Origin of the sequence: Telluria aromaticivorans, from assembly GCF_013003915.1 — a bacterium.
GTDB classification, from domain to species: Bacteria; Pseudomonadota; Gammaproteobacteria; order Burkholderiales; family Burkholderiaceae_D; genus Telluria; species Telluria aromaticivorans.
This window is the reverse complement of the sequence record NZ_JABAIV010000006.1, coordinates 158812-172207: the sequence shown is the minus strand read 5'-3', so window position 1 is coordinate 172207 and position 13396 is coordinate 158812. Positions and strand designations below refer to the sequence as shown.

Here is a 13396-nt window from a genome sequence, read left to right as displayed (position 1 = left end):
AACCTTTAATTCTGCTCAGCCAGGGCGAGCTTGATGCCGAGCCAGGCGAACAGGCCGCCGGTAACCCGGTTGAGCCACAGCGAGGCGGTCTGGTTGATCTTGATGCGGGCGCTGGCAAAGGCGGTGAAGAGCGCGAGGCCGCAACACCACAGCATGCCGTTGACGTTGAAAATGCAGCCCAGGACGATGAAGGCCAGCGTCTTGGTCGGCGAAGCCGCATCGATAAACTGCGGCACGAAGGCCAGGAAGAACAGCGCCACCTTCGGGTTCAGCACATTGGTCAGCACGCCCTGTGCGAAGATTTTTCGGTAGGGCAGGGGCGTCACCGCCAGCTGCGCAGCCGTCGTGGCGCTGCTCCGGCGGCTGCGCAGCAGGCCAATCGCCATATACAGGATGTAGGCCGCCCCGATGTATTTGACTACCGTGAAGGCGGTAGCCGAGGTGGCGAGGATCGCCGACAGCCCGAGCGCCGCCGCCAGCACATGGACCATGGTCCCGGCGCCGATACCCAGCGCGGCCGCAACGCCCGCGCGCCAGCCCTGGGTGGCGCTGCGCGCCATGATCAGCAGCGAATCCGGTCCCGGCATGATGTTCAGCAGCAGTCCCGAGATGACGAACAGCGCCAGGTCGTGGATGCCGAACATCAGCGCGCACCGACCTGTGACCCTGCCAGCTGCCGGGTCACCTGCACGAACTGCTCGAGCTTGGCGGTCGCCGCGCCGGAGGCGATCGCCGCGCGTGCTTTCGCCAGGCCTTCCTCGATCGAAGCGCTCACCCCGGCCGCGTACAGTGCGGTGCCGGCATTGAGCGCCACGATGTCGGTCGCCGGTCCCGGCTCTCCACGCAACGCTTCCAGCACGCGCAGCTTCGATTCGGCCGTATCGGCCACTTTCAGGTTGCGGCTCGAGATCATCGGCATGCCGAAGTCTTCGGGGTGGATCTCGTATTCGCGGATCTCGCCGTTGACCAGCTCACCGACCAGGGTGCCAGCGCCGAGCGAGACCTCGTCCATGTTGTCGCGGCCCCAGACCACCATCGCATGCTGGGCGCCGAGGCGCTGCAGCACGCGCACCTGGATGCCGACCAGGTCGGGGTGAAACACGCCCATCAGGATGTTCGGCGCACCGGCCGGGTTGGTCAGCGGCCCCAGGATGTTGAAGATGCTGCGCACGCCCAGTTCGCGGCGCACCGGCGCCACGTGCTTCATGGCCGCATGGTGGTTGGGGGCGAACATGAAGCCGATGCCGGTCTGGGCGATCGATTGCGCGATCTGCTCGGGTTTCAGGTCGATGCAGGCGCCCAGCGCTTCGATCACGTCCGCGCTGCCGCTCGAGGACGACACGCTGCGCCCGCCGTGCTTGGCCACGCGTGCGCCGGCGGCGGCGGCCACGAACATCGAGGCGCTCGAGATGTTGAAGGTATTCGCGCCGTCACCGCCGGTGCCGACGATGTCGAGCAGCCTGGTGGTGTCGGCCATCGGCACCTTGGTCGAGAATTCGCGCATCACCTGGGCAGCGGCGGTGATCTCGCCGATGGTTTCCTTCTTCACGCGCAGGCCCATGGTCAGCGCCGCCACCATGGTCGGCGACATCTCGCCCGACATGATCTGGCGGAACAGGTGCAGCATCTCGTCGTGGAAGATCTCGCGGTGTTCGATACAGCGCAGCAGGGCTTCTTGTGGGGTGATCGGCATGTCGGGTCCAGTTTTAGTGAGAGTGTGACTCTGCAGCATACTTCTATGAGTTTTCCCCAGCACCGTCGTTCCGGCGAAGGCCGGAACCTAAGTTCGTCGCGTTACGCCGACATCAAGCTTGCGAGCTGAGCATGCAACTTGGATTCCGGCCTTCGCCGGAAGTCGGTTCCGCCAGTGGCGGGAACGACGGTCTGAAGTGCGGTGGTGTACGGTAAGGCTGCGGTCTACGTCAGCGCACGAGAAAATTTTTCAACAGCGCATGTCCATGCTCCGACAGGATCGATTCCGGATGGAACTGCACACCCTCGATATCGAACTCCTTGTGGCGCACGCCCATAATTTCGCCGTCGTCGGTCCAGGCGGTCACTTCCAGGCAGTCCGGCAGCGAAGCGCGCTCGATGGCCAGCGAGTGGTAGCGGATCACGGTGAACGGGCTCGGCAAGCCCTTGAACACGCCTTCGCCAGTGTGGGCGATCAGCGAGGTCTTGCCGTGCATGACCTGCTTGGCGCGGATCACCTTGCCCCCGAACGCTTCGCCGATGGCCTGGTGTCCCAGGCAGACGCCCAGGATCGGCAGCTTGCCCTTGAATTCGCGCAGGATGTCGAGCGAGATGCCGGCATCCTTCGGCGCCTTCGGGCCCGGCGAGATGCAGATGCGCTCCGGCGCCATCGTCTCGATCTGCTCGAGTGTGATCTGGTCGTTGCGCACGGTGTGCACGTCCTCGCCCAGCTCGCCCAGGTACTGGACGATGTTATAGGTGAACGAGTCGTAGTTGTCGATCATCAGCAGCATGTCAGAACTCCCCATCCAGGCCGTCTTGCACTTGCTCGGCCGCGCGCAATACGGCGCGCGCCTTGTTTTCGGTTTCCTGCCATTCCATCTCGGGGATCGAGTCCGCCACGATGCCCGCCGCAGCCTGCACGTACAGGTTGCCGTCCTTGATCACGCCGGTGCGGATCGCGATCGCCACGTCCATCTCGCCGCCAAAACTCAGGTAGCCGCAGGCGCCGCCGTAGATCCCTCGCTTGACCGGCTCGAGTTCATCGATCACTTCCATTGCACGCACCTTCGGCGCACCGGTCAGGGTGCCGGCCGGGAAGGTGGCGCGCAGCACGTCGAGATTGGACATGCCGTCTTTCAGCTTGCCCTCGACATTCGAGACGATGTGCTGCACGTGCGAATACTTTTCGATGACCATACGGTCGGTGACTTTCACGCTGCCGGTGTCGGCGATGCGGCCGACGTCGTTGCGCGCCAGGTCGATCAGCATCACGTGCTCGGCGACTTCCTTCGGATCCGACAGCAGCTCGGCCGCCAGTTCGGTATCGCGTTCCGGCGTCGCGCCGCGCGGGCGGGTGCCGGCGATCGGGCGCAGCGTGACCTTCTTGCCGCCCTCCGGCAGGGCTTCGTTACGCACCAGGATTTCCGGCGACGAGCCGACGATCTGCATGTCGCCGAAGTTGTAGTAGTACATGTACGGCGACGGATTCAGCGAGCGCAGCGAACGGTAGAGCGACAGCGGCGAATCGACATAGGGCTTGCGGATGCGCTGGCCGATCTGCACCTGCATCAGGTCGCCGGCCATCACGTATTCGTGGGCCCTCGCCACGGCCTTCAGGTAGTCTTCCTTGCTGAACTCGCGCACCGCTTCGGTACGGACGGAACTCGAGGTCACCGGCGCATCCACGCTCCGGCGCAGCATCATGCGCAGGTCTTTCAGGCGCTGGCGGGTCTTCATGTAGGCCTCCGGCTGGGCCGGATCCGCATACACGATCAGGTACAGCTTGCCCGACAGGTTGTCGATCACCGCCAGCTCTTCGGTCAGCATCAGCTGGATGTCCGGCAGCCCGAGTGCGTCCGGCGGGGCGGTATCAAGCAGCTTGGGCTCGATATGGCGCACGGTGTCGTAGCCGAAATAGCCGGCCAGGCCGCCGCAGAAGCGGGGCAGGCCGGGACGCAGGGCCACCCTGAAACGCGCCTGGTAGGCTTCGATGAAGTCGAGCGGATTGCCCTCGTGCGTCTCGACGACTTCGCCGTGTTTCACGACCTCGGTCAGCTGGCCCGAGGTGCGCAGCAGCGTCGATGCCGGCAGGCCGATGAAGGAATAGCGGCCGAAGCGCTCGCCGCCGACGACCGACTCGAGCAGGAAGGTGTTCTTCCCGGCGCCCTGCGACTGGGCCAGCTTGAGGTAGAGCGTGAGTGGGGTCTCCAGATCGGCGAAGGCTTCCGCGATCAATGGGATGCGGTTATAGCCCTGGTTGGCCAGCGACTTGAATTCGAGTTCGGTCATGCTTTTCTCCAGTCCGCCCGAGATGAGGGTAGGGCGGTGGTTCAGTTCAAAAAACCTGCCGGAGAACGAATGCATCCGGCAGCAATCAGCGCGGGTCAGTTAGCCCAGGATTGCCAGCGTCGCCACAGCCAGGCCTCGAGGGCGCCGGTCTGGTTGACAGTGTGTTTTTTGGTGAAAAACATGGTTAGATAAGTTCAGGTTGTCGTGCGGTTGTGGGCAGCGATCAGGTGTGCTGCATCGAGCAGCGAACTAACTATACCATCGGAATTAATTTCTTGTACAGGCCGTCCGTGGTTATAACCATATGGCACGGTGAGTACATAACAGCCGGCCGCGCGCGCGCTTTCCGCGTCGTTCGACGAGTCGCCGATGGCCACCACCTGGATTGGTGACAGGTCGAAAGCGCTGCACACGCCCAGCAGCGGCATCGGGTCCGGCTTCTTTTTCGGGAAGGAGTCGCCGCCATACACCAGCTCGAAATAGCCGGCCAGGCCCTTTTGCGTGAGCAGCGGGGTAGTAAAGGCCATCGGCTTGTTGGTGACGCAGGCCAGCCGCAGGCCAAGTGCCTTCAGCGCGTCCAGGCCTTCGAGCACACCGTCGAACAGGGTTGAGTGGTCGCCGTTGATGGCGAGGTAGTGGCGCTGGTAGCCGGCGCGCGCCTCGTCGAAGGCGGCATCGACACGCTCAGGCTCCCAATCCAGCAGCAGCGCATCGCGCACCAGCTTTTCCGAGCCCTTGCCGATCAGCGGCTTGATGATGTCCTGCGTGACCGGCGCCAGCCCGAAGTCGGCGCGCATGCCGTTCAGGGCCGCCTCGAAGTCGGGCACCGTGTCGAGCATGGTGCCGTCCAGGTCGATGATGGCGGCCCGGATGGCCGCTGCGCCGGCCCGCATCTTATTTGCCGACCTTGGCCAGCTGGGCGCGCATCTCGTCGATCACGGCCTTGTAGTCCGGCTTGCCGAAAATCGCCGAGCCGGCGACGAAGGTGTCGGCACCCGCGGCTGCCGCTTCGGCGATATTGTCGGCCTTGATGCCGCCGTCGACTTCCAGCAGGATGTCGCGGCCCGACTCGTCGATCATGCGGCGTGCGATCGCGATTTTCTTGAGCGCCTGCGGGATGAACGACTGGCCGCCGAATCCTGGATTCACCGACATGATCAGGATCATGTCGATCTTGTCCATCACGTGGTCGAGGTAATGCATCGGCGTATGCGGGTTGAACACCAGGCCGGCCTTGCAGCCGTTATCGCGGATCAGCTGCAGCGTGCGGTCGATGTGGTCCGAGGCTTCCGGGTGGAAGGTGATGATGTTGGCGCCGGCCTTGGCGAAATCCGGGATGATGCGGTCGACCGGCTTGACCATCAGGTGCACGTCGATCGGCACCTGCACATGCGGACGGATTGCCTGGCATACCAGCGGGCCGATGGTCAGGTTCGGGACGTAGTGGTTGTCCATGACGTCGAAGTGGATGATGTCGGCGCCGGCGGCGACGACATTGCGCACTTCCTCGCCCAGGCGGGCGAAATCGGCGGACAGGATGCTGGGAGCGATGCGGTAGGTGGTCATGGGCGGGAATGCAGGTAAAGTGAAGCCGCTATTCTACGCCGATGAGGGAGCCAGGTGCTGTGGGAGGACGCGGGTCAGGGGCGGCGCGGAGTATCATTGTCGTTTGCGCCACATGGCGCAGCGGCTCGACAGCCGCGCATTCTCAACAATCGTATTGACGATCACGCAAGGAAATATCATGTCCGCCTATGAATTCGCTGTCACCGTCAGGACCCAGCACCTGCCGGAACAGTCCAAACCGGACCGGGACCAGTTCGTGTTCAGCTACACCATCACCATCAAGAACACGGGCAGCGTAGCCGCCCAGCTGATCTCGCGCCACTGGGTGATCCTTGACGCCAACAACACCGTGCAGGAAGTGCGCGGCCTGGGCGTCGTCGGTCACCAGCCGCTGCTCAAGCCGGGCGAAGAGTTCGAATACACCAGCGGCACCCAGATGGCGACGGCCCAGGGCTCGATGTATGGGGAATACTTCTGCGTGGCCGAGGATGGCCACCGCTTCGAAGTGCCGATTCCGGAATTCGTGCTGACGCTGCCGCACGCGCTGCACTGAATCCTGCCGATACTACTGCTGGTCGCCGGCGTCCCTGTCTTTCGGTGCCGGCTCGTCGTGAGGAACATCCTTGCGGCCGGCGAACATCGTCCACCAGACGATAAAGACGAGCAGGAACAGCGCCACGCCGGCTTCCACCATCAAGATCCACATAATCGTCCTTATGCTTTCAACACGCCGCAGTGTAACCGCTTCGCTTGCCCTCGTCGCCTTTTTGGCGGCCTGTTCGACCACGCCACAGCCACAGCAGCCGCAGCCACCCAAGCCCACCGAGCCGGTGCGCATGCCGCCGCCGGTCGGGCCGGTGTATGTGCCCGAACAGCCGCCGCCGGCCCAGCCAACCCAGCCACCGGCGCCTGCCCCCCTGTTCACCCCGACGAGCTTCAGCACCTTGCCGGGCTGGGAGCAGGACGACTTGCGCCAGGCCTGGCCGGCCTTCATGCAGTCGTGCCGGACGCTCAACAAGGCCGACTGGAAAACCGTCTGCGCTGCGGCGCGCACCATCGACGCGGGCGATGCCGCCGCGGTACGCCGGTTCTTCGAAACCTGGTTCGTCCCGAACCTGGTGCGCAGCAGCGACGGTGCGGACACGGGACTGATCACCGGCTATTACGAAGCCATGCTGTACGGCTCGCGCAAGCGCGGCGGCGCATTCCAGACGCCGCTTTACCGCGTGCCGCCCGACCTGCTGACCGTGGACCTGGGCAGCGTCTACCCGCAACTGAAGAACATGCGCCTGCGCGGGCGTTTGTCGGGCAAGACCGTGCTTCCCTACAATACCCGCGCCGAGATTGCGCGCGCGCCGCTGGCGGGCAAGGAGCTGTTGTGGGTGAACGATCCGGTCGAATCCTTCTTCCTCGAGGTGCAGGGCTCGGGCCGCGTGCAGCTTGACACGGGAGAAACCGTGCGCGTTGCCTACGCCGACCAGAACGGTCATCCGTATAAGACCATCGGCCGCTGGCTGGTAGAGCAGGGCGAGCTGACCGCCGAGCAGTCGACCGCGCAGGGTATCCGCGCCTGGATCGCCGCCAATCCGGGTCGCCGCCAGGAGCTGTTCAATGTGAACCCCAGCTATATCTTCTTCCGCGAAGAGAAGTTGCCGGATCCGTCGCTCGGGCCGAAAGGCGCACTTGGCGTGCCGCTCACCCCGGGCCGGTCGGTGGCGATCGATCCGACCTTGCTGCCGCTGGGCGCGCCGCTGTTCTTGGCGACCACCGAGGCGGCCAGTGAAGCCCCGATGCAGCGGCTGATGATGGCCCAGGATACCGGCGGCGCGATTCGCGGCGCGGTGCGGGCGGACTTCTTCTACGGTTTCGGCCCCGATGCGATGGACAGGGCGGGCAAGATGAAGCAGCGCGGCACGATCTGGGTGCTGCTGCCGCGTCCTGCGGTTCCGTAAGCAGGCTACGCTTTTGCGTCGCGCAGGCGGGTGCCGAACACGCCGCCTGCCGCCAGCACGACAGCACCAATGGCGATGCAGGCCAGGCCCTCGCGCACGCCGAAGCCTTCTCCCAGCGCGCCGGCCAGCAGGGCGCCGAGCGGCGCGGCCGCCACGGTCAGCGCGCGCATCGTCGCCACCATCCGCCCCAGCACCGCATCCGGCGTCACGCGCTGGCGCAGCGCGATATACGGCACGAAGAACAGCGTCGCGCCGCAGTCGATCCAGAACACCACGATGGCATAGGCCGCGACCGTCCACGCCGCACTGCCAAACAGCGCGGGCGGAATCGCCGGCACCAGCGCGAAGCCGAGCGCGGAAACGCACAGCCCGATCAGGATCCCGCCGCCGGTACCGAAGCGCTGCGAGAGCGGCTTGACCAGCAGCGAAGCCGCCAGCACGCCCAGGCCGCCCAGCATGTTCGCCATGCCCATGGTCCCAGGCGTCATGCCGAGCACACGGGTGGCAAAGATCACGTGCAGGGCCGAGAACCCATAGAACAGCAAATGCCAGCAGGCCGAGACCCAGGCCAGCGTGCGCAGCAGGGGCTGGTTCCAGACGAAGGCCAGGCCCTCCTGAATATCCCGCAGCGGATGGGAGTTCGAAGGTGGCGGCTGCGGCTCGCGGGTGCGGATGCGGCGCAGGTTCAGCAGCGAGATCACAAAGCTCGCCACATTGCACAGGATGGCGACGGGCGCGCCGAGCAGGTGCACCAGGCCACCCGCCAGGCCGGGGCCGATCACGCGGGCGGCCGATTCGGTGGTGGCGAACTTCGCCTGGGCGTCGACCAGGCCTTCGCGCCCGACCAGGAAGGTCAGGAAGACTTGTTCGGCACTGCCGCCCACCACGTGGCCGGCGCCAATCACGAAACCGACCGCATACAGCCACTGGATGGTGAGCATGTCGAGCCACCAGGCTGCAGGGACGGTGGCGAGGGCGATCGCCACCATGAAGTCGCTGCACATGATGATCGGCAGGCGCCGGTTGCGCTCTAACAGCACGCCGGAGGGCAGGCCGAACAGCAGGAAGGGCAGGGATTCGAATGCGGCGAGGATGCCCATCTGGCCCGGGGTCGCATGCAGGAACAGCACTGCGCAGATCGGCAGGGCCAGCAGGGTGACCTGGGCACCGAACTGGGCCAAAATGCTGCTGAACCAGAAGCGCCGAAAATCCGGATTGCGCATCACCGAGTCGACCGGGACGCGCTGTTGCAGCCAGTTGTTGCCGAACGAGGGAATAGCGATCTCACACAGGATGTTGCTGAACAAATAATCATACCTGTGTTTGGCGCTGTTCAAGACGTTACAATCCCCATCCACAGCTCCAATCCGTCTAACTTCAACAAGGGGATGCCAACATGGAATATGCAGATCTGCTCATCGAACAGCACGGCAAAGTCGTCGTGATCCGCCTGAACCGTCCTAGGGCGATGAACGCGCTGAACGACAACATGATGAATGAGTTGGGCGACGCATTGCGCACCTTCGATGCCGATCCGGCAGTCAACGTCATCGTCCTGACCGGCAGCGAGAAGGCTTTCGCGGCAGGGGCCGACATTGCCGCCATGGCAAATTACACCTATACGGCAGATACCTATCCCGGTAATTATATTGGCCGCAACTGGGAACACATCCTGGATATCCGTAAGCCTGTGGTGGGCGTAGTGTCAGGCTATTGCCTGGGTGGTGGTTGCGAACTGGCGATGATGTGCGATTTCCTGATCGCTGCAGACAATGCCAAGTTCGGCCAGCCGGAAATCAAGGTCGGCGTGACGCCGGGTGCCGGCGGCACCCAGCGCCTGCCGCGGGCGATCTCGAAGTCGAAAGCGATGGACATGCTCCTGACCACCCGCATGATCGACGCCGGCGAAGCCGAACGCACCGGCCTGGTGTCGCGTGTGTATCCGGCCGAAACCGTCATGGAAGAATCGCTGAAGGTCGCCCAGAGCATCGCCGAGATGCCGGTGTCGGTCGCCATGCAGATCAAGGATTGCGTCAACCAGGCTTACCAGATGCCCCTGAACGAAGGTGTGCGCTATGAGCGCCGCTATTTCCACGCGGGCTTTGGCACCCCGGCGCAGAAAGAGGGCATGTCGGCCTTCCTCGAGAAGCGCAAGCCGAATTTCGACGGGCTCTAAGCTCCTATATAGGACGGGGCGCAAGCCCCGCCGCCAGGCGCCGGCACGGCGCCTGGCGGCAGAAATGCAACAGTTGAATCAGCTCTTGCGTAACCGTCAGCCGGTTGCTATAGTTCGCCTCCGCTTCGGGACACTCAGCAGTAAGTGCTGATGTGGGGACTGAAAACGTTAACGTAATCAAGTAGTTACGCTAATGAAGTCCGCAGAGAAATCTGCAACGAAGCAAAAAACAGGATTGACGAGCAACGCGAATTACTGCATACTCTCTTTCCTGCTGCTGACGAACACAACGCTTCGTCGAGTGCAGCAAGGCAGTACCGAATACCGTTCTTTAAAAATTTACAGTCGATAAGTGTGGGCGTTTGATGAAGGTGCCAAGAGCTTCGGTTCTTGATTACTTAAATTATCAAATGTTCACAAAAAAGAAATACGTTGCTCAGCAATGAGTAACGGTCAGTATTTTGAGTGAGCGACCCCTTGGTAAAACAAGGGTGACAGAAATGTCAGCAACAGAGATTAAACTGAAGAGTTTGATCCTGGCTCAGATTGAACGCTGGCGGCATGCTTTACACATGCAAGTCGAACGGCAGCGCGGGGCAACCTGGCGGCGAGTGGCGAACGGGTGAGTAATATATCGGAACGTACCCAAGAGTGGGGGATAACGTAGCGAAAGTTACGCTAATACCGCATACGATCTAAGGATGAAAGTGGGGGATCGCAAGACCTCATGCTCCTGGAGCGGCCGATATCTGATTAGCTAGTTGGTAGGGTAAAGGCCTACCAAGGCTACGATCAGTAGCTGGTCTGAGAGGACGACCAGCCACACTGGAACTGAGACACGGTCCAGACTCCTACGGGAGGCAGCAGTGGGGAATTTTGGACAATGGGCGCAAGCCTGATCCAGCAATGCCGCGTGAGTGAAGAAGGCCTTCGGGTTGTAAAGCTCTTTTGTCAGGGAAGAAACGGCTGAGGATAATACCTTTGGCTAATGACGGTACCTGAAGAATAAGCACCGGCTAACTACGTGCCAGCAGCCGCGGTAATACGTAGGGTGCAAGCGTTAATCGGAATTACTGGGCGTAAAGCGTGCGCAGGCGGTTTTGTAAGTTTGTCGTGAAAGCCCCGGGCTCAACCTGGGAATTGCGATGAAGACTGCAAGGCTTGAATCTGGCAGAGGGGGGTAGAATTCCACGTGTAGCAGTGAAATGCGTAGAGATGTGGAGGAACACCGATGGCGAAGGCAGCCCCCTGGGTCAAGATTGACGCTCATGCACGAAAGCGTGGGGAGCAAACAGGATTAGATACCCTGGTAGTCCACGCCCTAAACGATGTCTACTAGTTGTCGGGTTTTAATTAACTTGGTAACGCAGCTAACGCGTGAAGTAGACCGCCTGGGGAGTACGGTCGCAAGATTAAAACTCAAAGGAATTGACGGGGACCCGCACAAGCGGTGGATGATGTGGATTAATTCGATGCAACGCGAAAAACCTTACCTACCCTTGACATGTACGGAAGCCACGAGAGATCGAGGTGTGCTCGAAAGAGAGCCGTAACACAGGTGCTGCATGGCTGTCGTCAGCTCGTGTCGTGAGATGTTGGGTTAAGTCCCGCAACGAGCGCAACCCTTGTCATTAGTTGCTACATTCAGTTGAGCACTCTAATGAGACTGCCGGTGACAAACCGGAGGAAGGTGGGGATGACGTCAAGTCCTCATGGCCCTTATGGGTAGGGCTTCACACGTCATACAATGGTACATACAGAGGGCCGCCAACCCGCGAGGGGGAGCTAATCCCAGAAAGTGTATCGTAGTCCGGATTGTAGTCTGCAACTCGACTACATGAAGTTGGAATCGCTAGTAATCGCGGATCAGCATGTCGCGGTGAATACGTTCCCGGGTCTTGTACACACCGCCCGTCACACCATGGGAGCGGGTTTTACCAGAAGTAGGTAGCTTAACCGCAAGGGGGGCGCTTACCACGGTAGGATTCGTGACTGGGGTGAAGTCGTAACAAGGTAGCCGTATCGGAAGGTGCGGCTGGATCACCTCCTTTCTAGAGTAGCACCGGGTTAGAACCCATTCATTGAGCGTCCACTCTTATCGACTGTTAATTATTAGAAGAAACAGTAGCAGTGTTCCAAGTCGGGGCTGTAGCTCAGCTGGTTAGAGCACCGTGTTGATAACGCGGGGGTCGTTGGTTCGAGTCCAACCAGCCCTACCAACACGTTTAGTTAGATCCTGGGGGATTAGCTCAGCTGGGAGAGCACCTGCTTTGCAAGCAGGGGGTCGTCGGTTCGATCCCGTCATCCTCCACCATTCACTGCCTACACATTCTGAAAGCCCAAACGTAAGTCGACCAGTTCCTGGTTGAGATTTAGGTTTGATCTTTTAGAGATTGAAGCTGTTTCGTTCTTTAACAATCTGGAAGAAGTAAAAGTTTTTTAAGCATGTGCGACAGCACGTGCTTAGGGTAGCAATACAAGTATCAACAAACATGCAACAAGCTGTACTCTTGATTTTCTATAACGATCCCTGTGTCAGCAGGGGCCAACGTTATAGGGACAAGCGAATAAGTGCACATGGTGGATGCCTTGGCGATTACAGGCGATGAAGGACGTAGTAGCTTGCGATAAGCTGCGGGGAGTGAGCAAACACACTTTGATCCGCAGATTTCCGAATGGGGAAACCCGGCCTTTATGGTCATTGCATACTGAATACATAGGTATGCAAAGCGAACGCGGCGAACTGAAACATCTAAGTAGCTGCAGGAAAAGAAATCAACCGAGATTCCCAAAGTAGTGGCGAGCGAAATGGGATGAGCCTGTACGTGATAGTCGATTGGATAGTGGAAGCCTTTGGAAACAGGCGCCATAGAGGGTGATAGCCCCTTACACGAAATTCAAACGGTGATACTAAGCGTACGACAAGTAGGGCGGGACACGAGAAATCCTGTCTGAACATGGGGGGACCATCCTCCAAGGCTAAATACTCGTAATCGACCGATAGTGAACCAGTACCGTGAGGGAAAGGCGAAAAGAACCCCGGGAGGGGAGTGAAATAGATCCTGAAACCGTGTGCATACAAACAGTAGGAGCGGACTTGTTCCGTGACTGCGTACCTTTTGTATAATGGGTCAGCGACTTACATTCAGTGGCGAGGTTAACCGAATAGGGGAGCCGTAGAGAAATCGAGTCCGAACAGGGCGACAGTCGCTGGGTGTAGACCCGAAACCAAGTGATCTACCCATGGCCAGGATGAAGGTGCGGTAACACGCCCTGGAGGTCCGAACCCACTAATGTTGAAAAATTAGGGGATGAGCTGTGGGTAGGGGTGAAAGGCTAAACAAACTTGGAAATAGCTGGTTCTCTCCGAAAACTATTTAGGTAGTGCCTCAAGTATCACCATCGGGGGTAGAGCACTGTTATGGCTAGGGGCTCATTGCGAGTTACCAAACCATTGCAAACTCCGAATACCGATGAGTGCGAGCTTGGGAGACAGACGTCGGGTGCTAACGTCCGGCGTCAAGAGGGAAACAACCCAGACCGCCAGCTAAGGTCCCAAAGATTGGCTAAGTGGAAAACGAAGTGGGAAGGCTAAAACAGTCAGGATGTTGGCTTAGAAGCAGCCATCATTTAAAGAAAGCGTAATAGCTCACTGATCGAGTCGTCCTGCGCGGAAGATGTAACGGGGCTAAGCCAGTCACCGAAGCTGCGGATATGC

General features: G+C 60.6%; 10 protein-coding genes, 2 tRNA genes and 2 rRNA genes (1 of these 14 cut by a window edge). 7 read left to right on the top strand and 7 right to left on the bottom strand.

Annotation, left to right across the window (positions count from 1 at the left end):
* Nucleotides 1-5: 5 nt before the first annotated feature.
* From HGB41_RS17100 to rpe, 6 genes are all read right to left on the bottom strand, one after another.
* Complete coding sequence (locus HGB41_RS17100) at nucleotides 6-644, bottom strand: LysE family translocator (protein ID WP_171086625.1); 639 nt, start codon at nucleotides 642-644, stop codon at nucleotides 6-8.
* Nucleotides 644-1693: an anthranilate phosphoribosyltransferase gene (gene trpD / locus HGB41_RS17095; RefSeq protein WP_171086624.1), complete on the bottom strand. Its 1050-nt coding sequence runs from the start codon at nucleotides 1691-1693 to the stop codon at nucleotides 644-646. The genes HGB41_RS17100 and trpD overlap by 1 nt, the downstream gene beginning before the upstream one ends.
* 229 nt (nucleotides 1694-1922) lie before the next feature.
* Nucleotides 1923-2486, bottom strand: coding sequence for an anthranilate synthase component II (locus HGB41_RS17090; protein WP_171086623.1), 564 nt, complete (start codon nucleotides 2484-2486; stop codon nucleotides 1923-1925).
* 1 nt (nucleotide 2487) lies between these two features.
* Nucleotides 2488-3984, bottom strand: coding sequence for an anthranilate synthase component I (gene trpE, locus HGB41_RS17085; RefSeq protein ID WP_171086621.1), 1497 nt, complete (start codon nucleotides 3982-3984; stop codon nucleotides 2488-2490).
* 194 nt (nucleotides 3985-4178) lie between these two features.
* A complete protein-coding gene (locus HGB41_RS17080) occupies nucleotides 4179-4877 on the bottom strand; it encodes a phosphoglycolate phosphatase (protein WP_171086618.1) in 699 nt (232 codons plus the stop codon).
* Nucleotide 4878: 1 nt separating this feature from the next.
* Nucleotides 4879-5550 carry a ribulose-phosphate 3-epimerase gene (gene rpe / locus HGB41_RS17075; RefSeq protein ID WP_171086617.1) on the bottom strand — a complete coding sequence of 224 codons (672 nt, stop codon included), beginning with the start codon at nucleotides 5548-5550 and terminating at the stop codon, nucleotides 4879-4881.
* A 178-nt stretch (nucleotides 5551-5728) separates the two neighbouring features.
* Between rpe and apaG the strand changes: the two genes are divergently transcribed.
* Entirely contained in the window at nucleotides 5729-6103 is a 375-nt protein-coding gene (apaG, locus tag HGB41_RS17070) for a Co2+/Mg2+ efflux facilitator ApaG/CorD (protein ID WP_171086615.1), read from the top strand.
* A gap of 163 nt (nucleotides 6104-6266) precedes the next feature.
* Nucleotides 6267-7502: a murein transglycosylase A gene (gene mltA, locus HGB41_RS17065; protein ID WP_171086613.1), complete on the top strand. Its 1236-nt coding sequence runs from the start codon at nucleotides 6267-6269 to the stop codon at nucleotides 7500-7502.
* 5 nt (nucleotides 7503-7507) lie between these two features.
* Here the strand turns inward: mltA and HGB41_RS17060 are convergent, their stop codons facing one another.
* Nucleotides 7508-8809, bottom strand: a complete 1302-nt coding sequence (locus tag HGB41_RS17060) for an MFS transporter (RefSeq protein WP_229423084.1) — start codon at nucleotides 8807-8809, stop codon at nucleotides 7508-7510.
* A gap of 89 nt (nucleotides 8810-8898) precedes the next feature.
* On the opposite strand from HGB41_RS17060, the gene HGB41_RS17055 reads away from it, so the two are divergent.
* The 5 genes from HGB41_RS17055 to HGB41_RS17035 all read left to right on the top strand — a co-directional run.
* Nucleotides 8899-9678: an enoyl-CoA hydratase gene (locus HGB41_RS17055; protein WP_171086610.1), complete on the top strand. Its 780-nt coding sequence runs from the start codon at nucleotides 8899-8901 to the stop codon at nucleotides 9676-9678.
* Between the two features lie 518 nt (nucleotides 9679-10196).
* Nucleotides 10197-11729: ribosomal RNA gene (locus tag HGB41_RS17050) — 16S ribosomal RNA — on the top strand.
* A 91-nt stretch (nucleotides 11730-11820) separates the two neighbouring features.
* Nucleotides 11821-11897: transfer RNA gene (locus HGB41_RS17045), tRNA-Ile, on the top strand.
* 19 nt (nucleotides 11898-11916) lie between these two features.
* A tRNA-Ala gene (locus HGB41_RS17040) sits at nucleotides 11917-11992 on the top strand.
* 243 nt (nucleotides 11993-12235) lie between these two features.
* Nucleotides 12236-13396: ribosomal RNA gene (locus tag HGB41_RS17035) — 23S ribosomal RNA — on the top strand (it continues 1446 nt past the right edge of the window).
* Together the 16S and 23S rRNA genes with 2 tRNA genes alongside form the textbook arrangement of a ribosomal RNA operon.

Bases quoted from the DNA above. Each gene is read 5' to 3' on its own strand.
- HGB41_RS17100 (WP_171086625.1), bottom strand. From the start codon at position 644: ATGTTCGGCATCCACGACCTGGCGCTGTTCGTCATCTCGGGACTGCTG.
- trpD (WP_171086624.1), bottom strand. From the start codon at position 1,693: ATGCCGATCACCCCACAAGAAGCCCTGCTGCGCTGTATCGAACACCGC.
- HGB41_RS17090 (WP_171086623.1), bottom strand. From the start codon at position 2,486: ATGCTGCTGATGATCGACAACTACGACTCGTTCACCTATAACATCGTC.
- trpE (WP_171086621.1), bottom strand. From the start codon at position 3,984: ATGACCGAACTCGAATTCAAGTCGCTGGCCAACCAGGGCTATAACCGC.
- HGB41_RS17080 (WP_171086618.1), bottom strand. From the start codon at position 4,877: ATGCGGGCCGGCGCAGCGGCCATCCGGGCCGCCATCATCGACCTGGAC.
- rpe (WP_171086617.1), bottom strand. From the start codon at position 5,550: ATGACCACCTACCGCATCGCTCCCAGCATCCTGTCCGCCGATTTCGCC.
- apaG (WP_171086615.1), top strand. From the start codon at position 5,729: ATGTCCGCCTATGAATTCGCTGTCACCGTCAGGACCCAGCACCTGCCG.
- mltA (WP_171086613.1), top strand. From the start codon at position 6,267: ATGCTTTCAACACGCCGCAGTGTAACCGCTTCGCTTGCCCTCGTCGCC.
- HGB41_RS17055 (WP_171086610.1), top strand. From the start codon at position 8,899: ATGGAATATGCAGATCTGCTCATCGAACAGCACGGCAAAGTCGTCGTG.